The organism is Citrobacter freundii ATCC 8090 = MTCC 1658 = NBRC 12681, assembly GCF_011064845.1.
In the GTDB taxonomy this organism is placed as follows: Bacteria; Pseudomonadota; Gammaproteobacteria; order Enterobacterales; family Enterobacteriaceae; genus Citrobacter; species Citrobacter freundii.
Window position 1 is genome coordinate 2289728 of the sequence record NZ_CP049015.1, and the last position, 16484, is coordinate 2306211.

Below are 16484 nucleotides of genomic sequence, written 5' to 3' on the forward strand. Positions count from 1 at the left end.
GCTTCTCTCCTTATTATTTATATTGAGTACACACAATAGCCTCATTGTGAGTAAGGATAGGGTAGCAAATTGAAAGGTTATGCAAAAGAAGAACTTACCCTACAGCATGTTCTGTAGGGTAAGTTTTTAGCGAATTGTTTTTGGCGTCATTACCCGACGAGCGCCCACATAGTGGCGCTGCCAGTAATCTTCGCTCAGAGAGGTGATTTGAATTTCCTGCCCGCTACGCGGTGACTGAATAAACTTACCGTTTCCGACGTAGACGCCGACGTGATCGGCTGTTCCGCGACCCTGGGTACGAAAGAAGACCAGATCGCCATTTTTCAGTTCGCCACGTTCAATCGGTGCGGCATCACGCAGATGATACATTTCGTTCGCGGTACGCGGAATGCGGAACTTCACCAGATCTTTATAGGCGTAATAAACCAGACCGCTGCAGTCAAACCCGGTTCTTGGCGAGGAGCCGCCCCAACGATAAGGTTTACCGATTTGGTTCATCAAGGTGGACATAGCGGTTTTAGTCGCTTTCTGCACTTTCACTTTATGGGCGTCAGCAAGCGTAGTTGGTGCAGTGGTTTTCACCTTCACGCAGCGTGGTTTATGACCTTTGCGCGGTGTGCATTTTTCAGTCCAGGTAACGGCTGCGGTTTGTGCTACGGCAGTTTTACCACGACGATTTGCAGTTTTAGTCGACTTTGCCGGAGTGGCAGTGCGTTTTTTAGAAGAGGAAGCGGTTTTGGTGCTGGTTTTATTGGTGGTTTTTGTCGCCGTTTTCTTGCTGGTCTTTGTTGTTTTTTGGCTGGTTGTTGCGCTTTTCTTTTTATCTACCGTTTTGATGGTGTGAGAATTGGTAGGTGTCGTCCTGGCCTGCTTGGAAGCATGAGCCATAGGCGTAAAGGGCAATGTAGTAAAAAGTAAAGCACAGAGCGTGATCGAGATTCGGTTTATCCGCGCCACTGAGCAGTCCTCTGGTAAGGCAGGTCTATCGTGCCTGCGTGTGATTTTCAAAACTTGACGATTCTAATCTATAGAAAGAGGGAAAGTTAATAGCTTTTTTTGTTTAAAACTATGTTTCGTAACCGACCGCAAAAAAAAACATCAATTAACGTTGGAGTTGGTGAACAGATAATCAAATCCACATGTTTGAAGGGGATAAATGAGATTATGAATGCAACTTTTAGCGTCAGGGGATAAAATAATAACGCGTAATGAAAATGTTATTTTCCGTTGCCTGTCTGACCCGTTACAATGTCAGACTACTGCCGTAAAAGAAGTTTAAGGAAGCAAGATAATGAGCACCACTATCGAAAAAATCCAGCGCCAGATCGCTGAAAACCCGATTCTCCTGTACATGAAAGGTTCTCCTAAACTGCCAAGCTGCGGTTTCTCCGCTCAGGCTGTGCAGGCGCTGTCAGCCTGTGGTGAACGCTTTGCTTACGTTGATATTCTGCAGAACCCGGATATTCGCGCCGAACTGCCGAAATACGCAAACTGGCCAACTTTCCCACAACTGTGGGTTGATGGTGAGCTGGTTGGTGGTTGTGACATTTTGATAGAAATGTACCAGCGCGGTGAGTTGCAGCAGCTGATTAAAGAAACAGCTGCGAAATACAAAACCGAAGAGCCGGACGCTGAGTAATATCAGCAGAAGTAAAAAAGCGACCTGAAATGGTCGCTTTTTTTATGTCGCCGTTATGCTTCTTCAGGCACGGGAAGAGGCCAACCACCGAGACGTTTCCAGCGGTTAACGATTTCGCAAAACAGCACGGCCGTACGTTCGGTGTCATACAGTGCCGAGTGTGCCTGATTCCCGTCAAACTCCATTCCCGCCGCCAGGCACGCTTTTGACAACACCGTTTGCCCCAATGACAGACCGCTTAATGCCGCTGTATCAAAGGTTACAAATGGATGAAACGGATTCCGTTTCAGCGAGGCGCGTTCTGCTGCTGCCATCATGAAACTGTGGTCGAACGTAGCGTTATGCGCCACCATGATTGCCCGATTGCAGCCGCTGTCTTTAATGCCTTTACGCACCATTTTGAAGATGGCATGCAGAGCGTCATATTCGCTGACCGCGCCGCGTAGCGGATTGTTCGGATCAATACCGTTAAAGGCGAGGGCCTCCGGCTGCAGATTCGCGCCTTCAAACGGCTCTACGTGGAAATGTAACGTCGTGTCCGGCATCAGCCAGCCTTGTTCATCCATTTTCAGTGTGATGGCTGCAATCTCAAGCAGCGCATCGGTTTTGGCATTGAACCCTGCGGTTTCGACATCAATGACGACAGGATAAAAACCACGAAAACGGTCACACAGACCGGAAAGTTGAGCGTTATCGGACATCTGGGTCTCTTAATACGGGAAAATTGCAGCGCGTATTATGGCAAAATGATGAGTATAAAACTACGGGCACAGACGATCTGCGCCCGAGGGGAGGTTAGTCGCCCAGGCCGCGCCCGGCGTCTTTCTCTTCGATCAGCTCAATTTTATAGCCGTCCGGATCTTCAACGAACGCAATCACTGTAGTGCCGCCTTTTACCGGACCCGCTTCACGCGTTACGTTACCGCCATTCTGGCGAATACGTTCACAGGCTTCAGCCGCGTTGTCTACGCTCAGGGCGATATGGCCATAGGCAGTACCCAGCTCATACTTGTCGACACCCCAGTTATAGGTCAGTTCGATTACGGCTTCACTGGTTTCAGGACCGTAGCCGACAAAAGCCAGAGAGTACTTGTATTCAGGGTTTTCGCTGGTACGCAGCAGCTTCATGCCCAGCACGTTGGTATAAAACTCGATGGAACGCTGCAGGTCACCCACGCGCAGCATGGTATGGAGTAAACGCATCTTTTTCCCCTTCGAAAATGGCTAATACATTCAAAATGTTGTTTTAGTATAGCGGCGTTGTTACGCCGCTATCAATGGCAGAACGGAGATTGTGACGTTAGAGGGTAGGATAGTCGGTGTAACCTTCCGCGCCGCCACCGTAGAAGCTCTCAGCACGTTGTGGATTCAGCTCCGCTTTGCGTTGCAGACGCGCCACCAGATCCGGGTTAGCAATATAGGCACGACCAAAAGCAACGGCGTCGATCAGACCTTTCTCGATCAACGCTTCTGCCTTTTCAGGGGTGTAGGCACCAGCACCAATGATAGGACCGTGGAAGCGCGCGCGAACTTTTTCGCGGAACGCATCGGAATACGGCTCGCCACCGGCCCAGTCCGGCTCAGACATGTGCAGGTAAGCGATTCCACGCTTGCCCAATTGTTCAATCAGATACAGCGCATCGGCTTCTTCGTTCGGACCGTTGTCAACGTTCTGGAATGAGCCAATCGGGGAGACGCGAATACCAATACGATCGGCACCCCATTCTTTAATACCGGCATCAACCACTTCCAGCACAAGACGCGCACGATTTTCGACGCTACCGCCGTACTGATCGGTACGCTGATTAGAGGTTGGCGACAGGAACTGGTGCAGCAGGTAGCCGTGGGCAGAGTGCAGTTCAACCATGTCGAAACCCGCTTCGCGCGCGTTGGCTATCGCCTGACGGAAGTCATTAACGATGCCCGGAATCTCTTCGGTTTCCAGCGCACGTGGCATTGAGGTATCGGCACGCGTTGCCAGACCATTTTCATCGCGCAGCGAGGTGCGGGTTCCAGCACTAATCGCGGAAGGTGCAACTGGAGCTTGACCATTTGGTTGCAGACTCGCGTGAGAGATGCGTCCGGTGTGCCACAACTGGACAGCAATATGACCTTGCTCAGCGTGTACGGCAGCGGTGATTTTCTTCCATGCGGCAATTTGCGCTTCGCTGTGTAAGCCGGGTGCTCCGGCATAGCCTTTCGCCTGTGCGGAAATCTGCGTCGCTTCGCTGATAATAAGACCCGCGCTGGCGCGTTGACGGTAATACTCGGCCATCAGCGGAGTAGGGATGTCGCCAGGCTCAATACTGCGCAGACGCGTCAGTGGCGCCATGAATACGCGGTTTGCTGCCGTAATGGCACCCACTTTCAGTGGGGAAAACAGTTTTTCAGATGACATGTGGCACTCCTGAATAGACCGGTCGTCTAGTGATAAAAGAAATAAAAACGCCTGTTAAACGGCAGGCGTTGTGATGATGTTTTTAACGTGCGCCAGCGCATTTTCCAGCGGAGTAGCGCTACGAGAAATCTTGGCCTGTAGGTTGGCGCCAAGCCACAGCGCATACAGTACTTGCGCCTGCTGTAACGGCTCGCCAACAAAGGACAGACAATGGCTGGCCTGACCTTTCTCCAGTGCCTGCGCTAACAGCACAATAATGTGCCGCGCGCCTTTATCCATCGCTGTGCGCATATCTTCTGACAGATCGCACACTTCGGCAGACAGTTTTACAGTTAAACAGCCGCTAATAATGCCGTGCTGGCTAAACTGGTTCAGGGTTTCCTGATAGTAGGCCAGAATGCGGTCGCGGTAGTTTCCCGCACCCGTATCAAAGTGCGTAGCCAGTCGCTGATGATAGGCCGCATAGTGGCGTTCCAGCATCGCGACACCGAACGCTTCTTTAGAGCGAAAATAATGATAAAACGAACCTTTGGGCACTTCAGCGGTTTTCAGTAGTTCGCTTAAACCCATGCCGGTGAAGCCGCGCTGCATACACAGCAGTTCGCCAGTCGCCAGTAGATGTTCGCGTGTATCGTGTTCAGTGATTTTGTTCATGAACAGGAGTGTAATAGACCAGTCGGTCTAATGCAATAGCGCTTGCGAGAAATTCAGTTAACGTCTTCAATAAGTATATCAATCTTACTAAAGGAGGGGATGTGGCCGAACAGCTGGAGTTTTTCCCCGTCCAGAGCCCATGCCGTGGAATATGTCAGTCTGACGAACGCGGATTTTGCCGTGGCTGTTTTCGCAGTCGGGATGAACGTTTTAACTGGCAAAAGATGAGTGATGCCCAAAAGCAGGAAGTGCTACGGCTTTGTCGTCAGCGCCTGATGCGTAAATTACGAGCGAACAAAGCCAACCCTTCGGAAGAACCGCAACAACCTTCACTCTTTTAAAAGCGTAATTGCGTATACTCGAGGCACATTCACTTAAAAGGAAGCTGCTATGGTTCAGCGTATTACTATTGCGCCGCAAGGCCCGGAATTTTCTCGCTTTGTGATGGGGTACTGGCGCCTGATGGACTGGAATATGTCCGCGCGCCAGCTAGTCAGCTTTATTGAAGAGCATCTGGATCTGGGCGTGACCACCGTCGATCACGCCGATATCTACGGTGGATACCAGTGTGAAGCGGCGTTTGGTGAGGCAATAAAACTGGCTCCGCATTTGCGTGAAAAAATGCAGATTGTGACCAAATGCGGGATCGCGACGACGGCGCGCGCGGAAAATGCGCTGGGCCATTACATCACCGACAGCGCGCATATTATTGCCAGTGCGGAAGAATCGCTGAAGCTGCTGGCGACCGATCATATTGATCTGTTGCTCATCCACCGTCCCGATCCGCTTATGGATGCTGACGACGTCGCCGACGCTTTCAAAAAATTGCACCACAGTGGCAAAGTGCGTCACTTTGGTGTCTCTAATTTCACCCCGGCACAGTTCTCATTGTTGCAATCGCGTCTGCCGTTTACGCTGGCGACCAACCAGGTTGAAATCTCTCCGGTACATCAGCCGCTCCTGCTGGATGGCACTTTAGATCAACTGCAACAGTTGCGTATTCGTCCAATGGCCTGGTCCTGCCTCGGCGGCGGTCGCTTGTTTAATGACGATGCGTTCCAGCCATTACGAAATGAACTTGCCGCGATCGCAGAAGAGTTAAACGCGCAGTCTATTGAGCAGGTGGTGTACGCCTGGATTTTACGTTTGCCGTCTCAGCCGCTGCCGATTATTGGCTCAGGAAAAATAGAGCGCGTACGCGCCGCCATTGAGTCTGAGACGCTGAACATGTCTCGCCAGCAATGGTTCCGCATTCGTAAAGCTGCACTGGGTTACGACGTACCTTAATCGTGTTTTTGGTGCATCTCCGTTCAAAATTGCGTCACTGGTTTACACTTAACAATCAGACACCTTTTGGACGGAGGTCTTATGAAGCGTTTGAGTTTGGCCATCATCACTCTACTCGCCTGTGCAGGTGCGCAGGCTGCCATTGAAGAAAAAGTGACGATGAATCTGGTCACGTCGCAAGGCGTTGGCCAGGCGATTGGTACGGTCACTATTGCTGAAACCGCAATGGGGCTGGAGTTTTCGCCCGATCTGAAAGCGTTGCCGCCGGGAGAACATGGCTTCCATGTGCATATGAACGGCAGCTGCCAACCGGCGATTAAAGAAGGGAAAGCCTCAGCCGCGGAATCGGCTGGAGGCCATTATGATCCGCACCAAACCGGCAAACACGAAGGCCCGGAAGGCGCAGGTCATATGGGTGACCTGCCGCTGCTGGTGGTGAATAACGACGGAAACGCCACAACACCGGTCATTGCGCCGCGCCTCAAAACCCTCGATGAGGTTAAAGGCAAAGCGCTGATGATCCATGTGGGCGGCGATAATATGTCCGATCAACCGAAACCGCTTGGCGGTGGCGGAGCGCGCTACGCCTGTGGTGTTATCAAATAATCAACTACTGAGAGTGCCCGGCGGTGGCGCCTGTTCGAGTTGTGAAAGCGAGCAGTGTAGCCGCCAGACCAATGCCGATAACTCCTGTGCAGCAGGTTGATGATGGTGGGCAAGCGTATCGCAGATGCGTTGTAGCTCACTCAGCGTGGCATTCAGTGGTCGTTGCTGGACGCCACGTTCGCTCATTACATCGCGCAGCAGAGAGATACACACGTCCCTGACGCGAGCCAGCGGATCCGAACGCGCCTCCCAGGTGCGCAGTTGCCACACCACGTGCGAGCAGTTCAGCAATACGACCCCCCAACGTAATAACCAGCGTCGAGCCAGCGCATCCTGACTGCTGCTGAGTTGGCTGACGTGATGATAGGTCAGCGATTCAAATTCGTTTTCACTGAGTGATGGGTGTCGGCTGAGCTGATCGACAAAATCCCGGCGCAGGGCGCGAATATGGCGGCGACTTTTCCGTGCATCCGATCCGGGCCGCAGAATGGCGAAGGCCAGCCATGACAGCGCCACACCAGTTATTTTCGCCATATTGTCATTCAGGAAATCAGCAAAATCATATACCGGCGGATTGGTCACCGCGATAAACGAACCCATAAATACAATCAGTTGCCCCCAAAGACCTGCCAGGGCTGGCATTTGCAGCTTTAACAGTTGCATGGTGGCGAGTAGCGGGAAGAGAAAAAGAATGAATTGCCAGAGGTCGGAAATTTGCACCATCAGGCCAAACTTAACCACAAAGCTAAACAGCGACAGCAGAACCAGTGTGCGCATCAGCAAAGAAAGCGACTTGAACGGCGTGGCAACGGCGGAATACAGCACGCTGCTGATGGCGGCGAGCGTGAGGGCGCCAGAGCCTGATTCCCATTGTGCGCCAATGCTCCATGCGCCGATAAGCATCAAAGTGCAGAACGTACGTAACCCGCTCCAGATAGCTTCCGCATTATCGGTATGACGGGCAAGCCCCGGCGTGCGGACGATATTAATACGCTCGGCGGTAACGCCATTTTCCAGTAAATGCAGATAATGACTGCTGCGCAGGTAGAGCCGACAAAAATAACGCAGTCGTTGCCAGAAGGCGACGTGTCGATAGTCGCGTGCATCGACGGGTCGCAGTGGGGCAATAATACGTGCAACGGTGTAGCTATTAGCATTGGATTTTATCAGTTCGCTGAGCAACTGCTCGATAATTTCCCGGGTATTGGAAGGGGGATTAGGCCAGTTCAACAGCATCCTGCGCAGACTGGAAATCACGCTGGTCATCCTTAACTGTTGATGCAACAGCGAATTGAGCAAAGCATTTTGTCGGCGAAAACGGTAGTGGCTCCAGAACGCCTGAATACGCAGCAGGTTCATGGTAAGAATCTGACCGATAACACCTTCATGGGCTGTGCGAATGGCGTCCGTGGTTTCTGGTTGCCAGAGTAGGCTGGCATGTTCCAGTAAACGTGAATGCATGTTTTTCAAAGCAGTCAGTAACGTGATGCCATCGGAGGTGCTGGGCAGGATCATCATCATCACACCGCCACACAAGATACCGACGATGACTTCACACACGCGTGCCTGCGCGATATCCCATAACTGCGTAATTTCCACGGTATTGACCATGGGAAACGCAATGATCGCCGCCGTATAACCCGCCAGTTGAAAGGCGTAGGCAACGTTATTGGTGAAATGCGCACAGGCCCAGGTACAAAAGCCGATCCACACCGACATGCTCAGCAAGAACAACCACGGCTCATTAAGGGTATGACCGGCAATAATCAATGCGGCGGTGGCACCCAGTAAGCTCCCCGCCACGCGACCCAGACTTTTGCTGATAACCCCGCCAACGGTGGGAAAACTGACCACCGCCGCAGAGGTCATCGCCCAATAGGGTTCGTCCAGATTCAGATAATAAGCAAAAGTTAACGCCAGACACATCGCAATGGTGTTACGCAGCGCATAACGCCACTGTGCCGCCGTGGCTTTAAACCACGGCAAATTGCCAGGTGTCAGGCGGGGTAGTTTCATTTACGCTGGCCGATGGATACGCTGCAGGTTGTACCTGATACCAGCGTGACATCCCGCGGCAGGGCGTCGAATTCGATGCGTACCGGGATACGCTGCGCCAGACGCACCCACGGCACGTTGGGCTTGATATCTGGAATCAGGCCGGAATCACTTTCCACACTTTGATCGTAGATAGCACGACCAATACTGGAAACGTGACCCTGTAACTTTATATCACCGCTGTAGAGCGTGATGAGGGCAGGTGCACCTTCGCGAATGTGGCGCAACTTAGTTTCTTCAAAATACCCCATTACATAAAAAGAGTGACTGTCGACGAGAGCAAACAGAGGTTTCCCGGTTGAAGCGTAGTCTCCGGGACGGGTTGAAAGATTGGTGACCCAGCCCGCTACGGGGGCTTTGACCACCGTTTGCGTCAATTGCCACTGTGCCTGACGCAGACTGGCCTCTGCTGCTTCAACACTCGCCTGCATGGCTTTCACGTTGAGATTTGCGGTATCCAGATCCTCGGCTGAGATGTAATTTTGCGATAAATGACGGCGGCGGTTGGCTTCGTTATTGGCTTTCGCCAGGTCAGACTGCGCTTTTGCAAGTTGCGCTTGCGCATTCAGTTCAGCAATGTGAAATGGTGTCTTGTCGATAATAAAAAGGACATCGCCTTTATTCACAAACTGGTTATCTTTTATATAGAGTTCGCTAATGCTACCTGACACCTGTGGCGTAATGCTGACCTGCTCAGCTCGCACTTTGCCATCACGTGTCCAGGGCGATTGCATATAGTAATTCCACATCCACCATCCGGCGAAAACTGCGATTGCAGCGACTATAATAGTGGAGAAGTATTTAACGGTTTTAAGCGACATAATCACCACGCTATCAGCATAACAAAGGCCAGACATACGCAAAGCGTAAAGAGTGACAGATCCATTAACAAGGGATGCCAGATTTCGCCAGAGTAAATCCAGTCGCGCAGTAGGCGATGAACAACCAACCAGAGAATAAAGCCTGCTACAATCGCCTTGAAAACAGGAGGGAAGTAGACAGATGCGCCGATCATTAAATCTTGTAGGGGCAATCCTGTTGCATTAAACATAAACTTCACGGGCAAAATCCTTGGCGGAAGAGAGCATTGCTATAGGTTTAGCAAAAAAGAGACAATGAGTCTCCGTAACGCATGATGTCTGAAAAAATGTCAGCCGGTAAGCAAATTTGGCAATACATTTGTTTTGGGAATACAAATGCTGCACACTATTCTAAAATCAGCACAATAACTTAGCAAGCTAATTATAAGGAGATGAAATTGGAATCGCCATTAGGTTCTGATCTGGCACGGTTGGTGCGCATTTGGCGTGCTCTGATTGACCATCGCCTGAAACCTCTGGAGTTGACGCAGACGCATTGGGTTACGCTGCACAACATTCATCAGTTGCCGCCGGATCAATCGCAGATTCAGTTGGCTAAAGCGATTGGCATCGAGCAACCTTCGTTGGTACGTACGCTTGACCAGTTAGAGGAAAAGGGACTCATTTCACGACAGACTTGCGCCAGCGATCGTCGGGCAAAGAGAATTAAACTGACAGAAAAAGCAGAGCCGCTGATCGCTGATATGGAAGCGGTTATCAACAAGACGCGTGGAGAAATTTTGGAAGGGATTTCAGCTGAGGAAATTGATCTGCTGATTAAACTGGTCGCCAGGCTGGAACACAATATTATTGAGCTGCAGTCACAGGGCTGAAGCAAAAAAATGACGTGTGGCCAGAGTCTGACCACACGTGAATTTGATTAGCGTGGAGACACGGTAACCTGGCTGCCGTTGTTAGCCATAACAACGCGCTGGCCGGCTGAAAACTTGGTCGCACCCTGTTTCTGAACCACCATGATGGTATTACCATCATCCTTACGGATTTCCAGTTCCACACCCTGGGTTTTATTCATCGCACCTTGTACGCCTTGACCCGCTACGCCACCGGCAACTGCGCCTGCAGCCGTCGCTAATGAACGACCCGTACCGCCGCCGACGGTGTTACCGAGGAACCCGCCGAGTACCGCACCACCAATAGCACCAATCACGTTTGCGTCATCGCCACCCTGGATTTGCACCGGACGAACATGAACAATCGTACCGTAGGTAACGTTCTGAACTTGTTTCGCTTCGGATGCGGTATACACGTCACCTGAAAGGCTATCATTGTTAACGCAACCCGCTAAAGATACGCCCATTAATGAAACAATCAGCACACGTTTAATCATTTACAAATCTCCTTTGTCACCACGAAACGCTAATAAAGCACCCTTCATGGTTAAATTATATGGCATTTGTGAGCCTAAGATCACATGTTCTACTGGAACAATATGAAAATCTTAACCGAAATCGGATCAACCGAGTATAAACGAATCATTCATGTAATTGATGTAATTAAACGATCATTGTAATGATTAGCCACCAAAAATCATTAAGGAAGCATGGCATTAGTCGACACTTTATGGTTGAGTGTCAAGGCTAATTTGCTTAAAAGGATGACCTATGAAATCGGGCCGTTTTATCGGTGTAATGTCTGGAACCAGCCTTGATGGCGTCGATGTTGTGCTGGCGACAATAGATGAAACGATGGTTGCGCAGCAGGCGAGTCTGACCTGGCCCATCCCCATTCATGTTAAACAAGCGATTCTGGATATCTGCCAGGGGCAGCAGCTTACACTTTCTCAGTTTGGTCAGTTGGACGCACAGCTCGGTTATTTATTTGCTGAGGCAGTGAATGCGTTATTGGCGCAAGAAAAATTGAAACCGCAGGATATCGTTGCGATTGGTTGCCATGGGCAAACCGTGTGGCATGAACCGAACGGTGCTGCGCCACACACGCTGCAAATTGGCGATAACAACCAGATTGTTGCGCGTACAGGGATAACCGTAGTCGGCGATTTTCGTCGACGTGATATTGCCCTTGGCGGGCAGGGTGCACCGCTCGTTCCCGCGTTTCATCAGGCACTGCTGGCACATCCAACGGAACGGCGGATGGTGTTAAACATCGGCGGGATTGCCAATCTCTCTCTGCTTATTCCGCAACAACCCGTTCGCGGATACGACACCGGGCCGGGCAATATGCTGATGGATGCCTGGATCTGGCGGCAATGCGGTCAACCTTACGACAAAGATGCGCAGTGGGCCATTTCGGGAATGGTTATCCTGCCGTTACTGCAAAATATGCTTAACGACCCTTATTTCTCCGCGCCTGCGCCGAAAAGCACTGGTCGTGAGTATTTTAATTATGGCTGGATAGAACGTCATCTGGTGCAGTTCCCGGGGATTAGTCCGCGGGATGTGCAGGCGACGCTTGCCGAACTGACCGCGGTGACCATTTCAGAGCAGGTCTTGCTAAGCGGCGGTTGTGAACGGCTCATGGTCTGCGGTGGAGGAAGCCGTAATCCGCTGCTGATGATGCGTCTGGCGGCACTATTGCCGGGAACAGAGGTCACCTCAACTGATGAAGCCGGGATCAGCGGCGATGATATGGAAGCGTTAGCCTTTGCCTGGCTTGCGTGGCGGACACTGGCTGGATTACCTGGAAATCTGCCTTCTGTGACTGGCGCATCAGAGCCGAGCGTTTTAGGGGCGATTTATCCTGCTAACCCACGAACTCAGAGTTAACTGAAATTATTCAGCACCGTATGCCGGTAAACTAGGGATATTAGGGAGGGTGCCATTACCCTCCGGGACCAGGAAAGTCTTCAGGATATGGCTATGAAAAAACTATTGTTAGTGTGTCTGCCGGTACTGCTTAGCGGGTGTAGCGTGTACAACCAATTTGTTGAGCGTATGCAAACGGATACGCTCGAATACCGCTGCGACGAAAAACCACTTACCGTCAAGCTGAACAATACCCGCCAGACGGCAAGCTTTGTTTATGATAATCAGCTATTGAACCTCAAACAGGGCATGTCGGCATCAGGTGCGCGCTATACCGATGGGATCTACGTTTTCTGGTCTAAAGGCGACGAGGCAACGGTCTATAAACGAGACAGAATTGTGCTAAATAACTGTCAGTTACAGAACCCGAAGCGTTGAGATTTTCACCTGGGCGGCGCACAATAGCGTCACCCACTGACAATCCGTAGCCCAACATCATGTCTGATAACGACGAATTGCAGCAAATCGCGCATCTGCGCCGTGAATACACGAAAGGCGGTCTTCGCCGCCGCGATCTTCCCGCCGAACCCCTTGCGCTGTTTGAGCGCTGGCTGGGGCAAGCCTGTGACGCCAAACTGGCCGATCCCACCGCGATGGTCGTTGCGACCGTCGATGAAAATGGCCAGCCGTATCAGCGTATCGTGTTACTCAAACATTTTGATGACAAAGGGCTGGTGTTCTATACCAACCTTGGCAGCCGTAAGGCGCATCAGATCGAGAAAAATCCACGCATCAGCCTTTTATTTCCCTGGCATACGCTGGAACGGCAGGTGATGGTGATCGGCAAGGCTGAGCGTCTCTCCACGTTAGAAGTAGTGAAATACTTCCACAGTCGCCCACGCGACAGCCAGATTGGCGCCTGGGTCTCTAAGCAATCCAGCAGGATCTCAGCTCGTGGTATTCTCGAAAGTAAATTTCTCGAACTGAAGCAGAAGTTTCAACAAGGAGAAGTTCCACTGCCCAGTTTCTGGGGCGGCTTTCGCGTGAGTATTGAGCAAATGGAGTTCTGGCAAGGTGGTGAAAACCGTTTACACGATCGTTTTTTATACCAACGCGAAGATAACGCGTGGAAAATTGATCGCCTGGCCCCCTAAAGATGCAAATTTCTTGTTTTAAGCGCTGGTGCTGATCAATCCGGCGCTTTATTCTATGTTTCTTTCGCATCAGGCGAAAAGTCGTGTACCGGCAAAGGTGCAGTCGTTTTATACATGGAGATTTTGATGGCAAGCAGTAACTTGATTAAACAATTGCAAGAGCGGGGGCTGGTGGCCCAGGTGACGGACGAGGAAGCGTTAGCAGAGCGACTGGCGCAAGGCCCGATCGCGCTCTATTGCGGCTTCGATCCTACCGCTGACAGCTTGCATTTGGGGCATCTGGTTCCATTGTTATGCCTGAAACGCTTCCAGCAGGCAGGCCATAAGCCTGTCGCACTGGTAGGTGGCGCAACCGGTCTGATTGGTGACCCGAGCTTTAAAGCCGCCGAGCGTAAACTGAATACCGAAGACACTGTGCAGGAGTGGGTGGATAAAATCCGCAAACAGGTTGCACCGTTCCTCGATTTCGACTGTGGCGACAACTCGGCGATTGCTGCGAACAACTACGACTGGTTTGGCAGTATGAACGTACTGACTTTCCTGCGTGATATCGGCAAACACTTCTCCGTCAACCAGATGATCAACAAAGAAGCGGTTAAGCAGCGTCTGAACCGTGACGATCAGGGGATCTCCTTTACCGAGTTTTCTTACAACCTGCTGCAAGGTTATGACTTTGCCTGCCTGAATAAGCTGCACGGCGTGGCACTGCAGATTGGTGGTTCTGACCAGTGGGGTAACATTACTTCGGGTATCGATTTGACCCGTCGTCTGCACCAGAATCAGGTGTTTGGTCTGACCGTTCCGCTGATTACTAAAGCTGATGGCACCAAGTTCGGTAAGACGGAAGGCGGCGCAGTGTGGCTGGATCCGAAGAAAACCAGTCCGTATAAATTCTACCAGTTCTGGATTAACACCGCAGATGCGGACGTTTATCGCTTCCTGAAATTCTTCACTTTCATGGACATTGAAGAGATCAATGCGCTGGAAGAAGAAGATAAAAACAGCGGTAAAGCGCCGCGTGCCCAGTATGTTCTGGCCGAACAGGTTACGCGTCTGGTTCACGGTGAAGAAGGTCTGGTCGCGGCAAAACGCATTACCGAAAGCTTGTTCAACGGCAATCTCAGCGATTTGAGTGAAGCAGATTTCGAACAGCTGGCGCAGGATGGCGTGCCGATGATCGAGATGGACAAAGGTGCCGATTTGATGCAGGCGCTGGTGGACTCCGAGCTGCAACCTTCTCGCGGTCAGGCCCGTAAGACCATTGCGTCTAACGCAGTGACCATCAACGGTGAGAAGCAGTCCGATCCGGAATATTTCTTCCAGGAGAGTGATATCCTGTTCGGGCGCTATACCTTACTGCGCCGTGGCAAGAAGAACTATTGTCTGATTTGCTGGAAGTAAGATTGAGTTAGCAGGGGCGTGGGAAACTACGCCCCTTTATTTTTTCAGGGTTGTGATAAGTAAAATGAAGAATATCCTCGCCATCCAGTCCCACGTTGTTTTTGGCCATGCGGGCAACAGTGCAGCAGAATTCCCGATGCGTCGTCTTGGCGCAAACGTCTGGCCGTTGAATACCGTCCAGTTTTCAAACCACACGCAGTATGGCAAATGGACCGGTTGCGTTATGCCGCCGAGCCACCTGACTGAAATTGTCCAGGGCATTGCTGATATTGATAAACTCCAGACCTGTGACGCAGTACTGAGCGGCTATCTTGGCTCCGCTGAACAGGGCGAGCATATTCTGGGTATTGTACGTAAAGTAAAAGCGGCCAACCCGCAGGCAAAATACTTTTGCGATCCGGTGATGGGACACCCTGAAAAGGGGTGTATCGTAGCTCCGGGTGTGGCGGAATTTCATGTACGTCATGCGCTTCCGGCTAGTGACATTATTGCCCCGAATTTGGTTGAGCTCGAAATTCTGTGCGAGCATGCGGTGAACAATGTTGATGAGGCTGTTGCGGCGGCGCGTGAACTGATCGCTCAGGGACCTGAAATTGTACTGGTGAAGCATCTGGCACGCGCAGGTATTAGCACCGACCGTTTCGAGATGCTGCTGGTCACCGCTGAACAGGCGTGGCATATCAGTCGCCCGCTGGTCGATTTTGGCGCACGTCAACCGGTTGGTGTGGGTGATGTTACCAGTGGCTTGTTGCTGGTGAAACTGTTGCAGGGCGCGTCTTTACAGCAGGCGCTTGAGCATGTGACTGCGGCAGTGTACGAAGTGATGATCGCCACTGAAGAGATGCACGAGTATGAGCTGCAGGTGGTGGCCGCGCAGGATCGCATCGCCAAGCCTGAACACTACTTCAGCGCAACGCAGCTGTAATCAATGCCCGATGGCGTTCACGCTTATCGGGCATATTTTTAGCTGTAGGCCGGGCAAGCGCAAGCACCACCCGGCAACAACAATTAATTTAACCCTTCTGCTTTAAGCGCCGCGGCAACCGCCGGGCGTTCAGCCATACGCGCCATATACGCGTCGATATGGCTTAATCCTGCCATATTCAGCTTAACCGCATAGGCCCAACGCAGTACGGTAAACAGGTAGGCATCGGCGATGCTGAAGCGCGGGCCGCAGATCCATTGGTTATCTTTTAGCGAGTCGTTCACATACTGCATTTTTTTCTCCAGCAGCGCGCGAACGGTTGGCTTGAAGTCTTCCGGCGTATCGGGACGGAACAGTGGCGTAAAGCCTTTATGCAGTTCTGTCGCAATGTAGTTAAGCCATTCGATGGTTTTGTAACGGGAGAGGCTGCTGGTAGGGGCAAGGAGCTGACGGTCTGGCACGCTGTCCGCCAGATATTGCATGATGGCGACACCCTCGGTAAGTAGCGTACCGTCATCCAGCAGCAGTGCGGGAACTTGCCCTTTTGGGTTTACCGCGAAAAAATCATCGCCATTTTCCAGACGTTTCTTCATCAGATCAACACCATCCAGCGTGAAATCTTTACCGCTCTCACGAAGTGTGATGTGGGAAGCAAGAGAACAAGCGCCCGGTTTGTAGAACAGTTTCATCGGTAACTCCTTTTGGCTGAGGTATATCGTATGGTAGTGCTACCTCATGCAAAAAAAAAGCCGCTAACAACAGTTAGCGGCCTGAAAATGAGT

At 51.4% G+C, this 16484-nt stretch carries 19 protein-coding genes and 1 pseudogene; 10 read left to right on the forward strand and 10 right to left on the reverse strand.

Annotation, left to right across the window (positions count from 1 at the left end; translation table 11 throughout):
* Positions 1–126: 126 nt before the first annotated feature.
* Positions 127–957 carry a C40 family peptidase gene (locus G4551_RS11000; RefSeq protein ID WP_003836450.1) on the reverse strand — a complete coding sequence of 277 codons (831 nt, stop codon included), beginning with the start codon at positions 955–957 and terminating at the stop codon, positions 127–129.
* Positions 958–1291: 334 nt separating this feature from the next.
* Here G4551_RS11000 and grxD point away from each other — a divergent pair, with 334 nt between their 5' ends.
* Positions 1292–1639, forward strand: coding sequence for a monothiol glutaredoxin 4 (gene grxD, locus G4551_RS11005; protein ID WP_003832760.1), 348 nt, complete (start codon positions 1292–1294; stop codon positions 1637–1639).
* Positions 1640–1692: 53 nt separating this feature from the next.
* On the opposite strand, the gene rnt is transcribed toward grxD, so the two are convergent.
* The 4 genes from rnt to G4551_RS11025 form a co-directional block, all read right to left on the reverse strand.
* On the reverse strand, positions 1693–2340 hold the full coding sequence (gene rnt, locus G4551_RS11010; RefSeq protein WP_003029200.1) for a ribonuclease T: 648 nt from the start codon (positions 2338–2340) through the stop codon (positions 1693–1695).
* Positions 2341–2434: 94 nt separating this feature from the next.
* A complete protein-coding gene (gene gloA / locus G4551_RS11015; protein WP_003029198.1) occupies positions 2435–2842 on the reverse strand; it encodes a lactoylglutathione lyase in 408 nt (135 codons plus the stop codon).
* 97 nt (positions 2843–2939) lie between these two features.
* Positions 2940–4037, reverse strand: a complete 1098-nt coding sequence (gene nemA, locus G4551_RS11020; protein ID WP_003029197.1) for an alkene reductase — start codon at positions 4035–4037, stop codon at positions 2940–2942.
* 54 nt (positions 4038–4091) lie between these two features.
* Positions 4092–4691 (reverse strand): TetR/AcrR family transcriptional regulator, encoded by a 600-nt coding sequence (locus G4551_RS11025; protein ID WP_003836447.1) that lies wholly within the window; start codon positions 4689–4691, stop codon positions 4092–4094.
* 101 nt (positions 4692–4792) lie between these two features.
* Here G4551_RS11025 and G4551_RS11030 point away from each other — a divergent pair, with 101 nt between their 5' ends.
* From G4551_RS11030 to sodC, 3 genes are all read left to right on the forward strand, one after another.
* Complete coding sequence (locus tag G4551_RS11030) at positions 4793–5032, forward strand: DUF1289 domain-containing protein (RefSeq protein WP_003029191.1); 240 nt, start codon at positions 4793–4795, stop codon at positions 5030–5032.
* A 49-nt stretch (positions 5033–5081) separates the two neighbouring features.
* Positions 5082–5978, forward strand: a complete 897-nt coding sequence (locus tag G4551_RS11035; protein WP_003836445.1) for an aldo/keto reductase — start codon at positions 5082–5084, stop codon at positions 5976–5978.
* Positions 5979–6059: 81 nt separating this feature from the next.
* Positions 6060–6584, forward strand: coding sequence for a superoxide dismutase [Cu-Zn] SodC (gene sodC, locus G4551_RS11040; protein ID WP_003836443.1), 525 nt, complete (start codon positions 6060–6062; stop codon positions 6582–6584).
* Here sodC and G4551_RS11045 read toward each other — a convergent pair.
* From G4551_RS11045 to G4551_RS11055, 3 genes and pseudogenes are all read right to left on the reverse strand, one after another.
* Positions 6560–8600 (reverse strand): annotated as a pseudogene (locus G4551_RS11045) (FUSC family protein). The gene sodC and the pseudogene G4551_RS11045 sit on opposite strands and share 25 nt — an antisense overlap.
* The gene (locus G4551_RS11050) at positions 8597–9460 is read right to left on the reverse strand and encodes an efflux RND transporter periplasmic adaptor subunit (protein WP_003836440.1); all 864 of its coding nucleotides are present in this window, start codon (positions 9458–9460) and stop codon (positions 8597–8599) included. Before G4551_RS11050 ends, G4551_RS11045 begins: the two are co-directional and overlap by 4 nt.
* Before the next feature lie 2 nt (positions 9461–9462).
* A complete protein-coding gene (locus G4551_RS11055) occupies positions 9463–9699 on the reverse strand; it encodes a DUF1656 domain-containing protein (protein WP_003029180.1) in 237 nt (78 codons plus the stop codon).
* Between the two features lie 192 nt (positions 9700–9891).
* Here G4551_RS11055 and slyA point away from each other — a divergent pair, with 192 nt between their 5' ends.
* Entirely contained in the window at positions 9892–10332 is a 441-nt protein-coding gene (gene slyA / locus G4551_RS11060) for a transcriptional regulator SlyA (protein ID WP_019076732.1), read from the forward strand.
* Between the two features lie 47 nt (positions 10333–10379).
* On the opposite strand, the gene slyB is transcribed toward slyA, so the two are convergent.
* Positions 10380–10847 (reverse strand): outer membrane lipoprotein SlyB, encoded by a 468-nt coding sequence (slyB, locus tag G4551_RS11065; RefSeq protein WP_003029175.1) that lies wholly within the window; start codon positions 10845–10847, stop codon positions 10380–10382.
* Between the two features lie 274 nt (positions 10848–11121).
* Here slyB and anmK point away from each other — a divergent pair, with 274 nt between their 5' ends.
* The 5 genes from anmK (at position 11122) to pdxY (ending at position 15702) form a co-directional block, all read left to right on the forward strand.
* On the forward strand, positions 11122–12243 hold the full coding sequence (gene anmK / locus G4551_RS11070; RefSeq protein ID WP_003029171.1) for an anhydro-N-acetylmuramic acid kinase: 1122 nt from the start codon (positions 11122–11124) through the stop codon (positions 12241–12243).
* Positions 12244–12330: 87 nt separating this feature from the next.
* On the forward strand, positions 12331–12660 hold the full coding sequence (gene mliC / locus G4551_RS11075; protein ID WP_003836435.1) for a C-type lysozyme inhibitor: 330 nt from the start codon (positions 12331–12333) through the stop codon (positions 12658–12660).
* A gap of 59 nt (positions 12661–12719) precedes the next feature.
* Positions 12720–13376 (forward strand): pyridoxamine 5'-phosphate oxidase, encoded by a 657-nt coding sequence (gene pdxH, locus G4551_RS11080; protein ID WP_003836433.1) that lies wholly within the window; start codon positions 12720–12722, stop codon positions 13374–13376.
* Between the two features lie 126 nt (positions 13377–13502).
* Entirely contained in the window at positions 13503–14777 is a 1275-nt protein-coding gene (gene tyrS / locus G4551_RS11085; RefSeq protein ID WP_003836431.1) for a tyrosine--tRNA ligase, read from the forward strand.
* Between the two features lie 64 nt (positions 14778–14841).
* Complete coding sequence (pdxY, locus tag G4551_RS11090) at positions 14842–15702, forward strand: pyridoxal kinase PdxY (protein ID WP_003836429.1); 861 nt, start codon at positions 14842–14844, stop codon at positions 15700–15702.
* Positions 15703–15785: 83 nt separating this feature from the next.
* On the opposite strand, the gene gstA is transcribed toward pdxY, so the two are convergent.
* The gene (gene gstA / locus G4551_RS11095) at positions 15786–16391 is read right to left on the reverse strand and encodes a glutathione transferase GstA (protein WP_003029164.1); all 606 of its coding nucleotides are present in this window, start codon (positions 16389–16391) and stop codon (positions 15786–15788) included.
* Positions 16392–16484 lie beyond the last annotated feature (93 nt).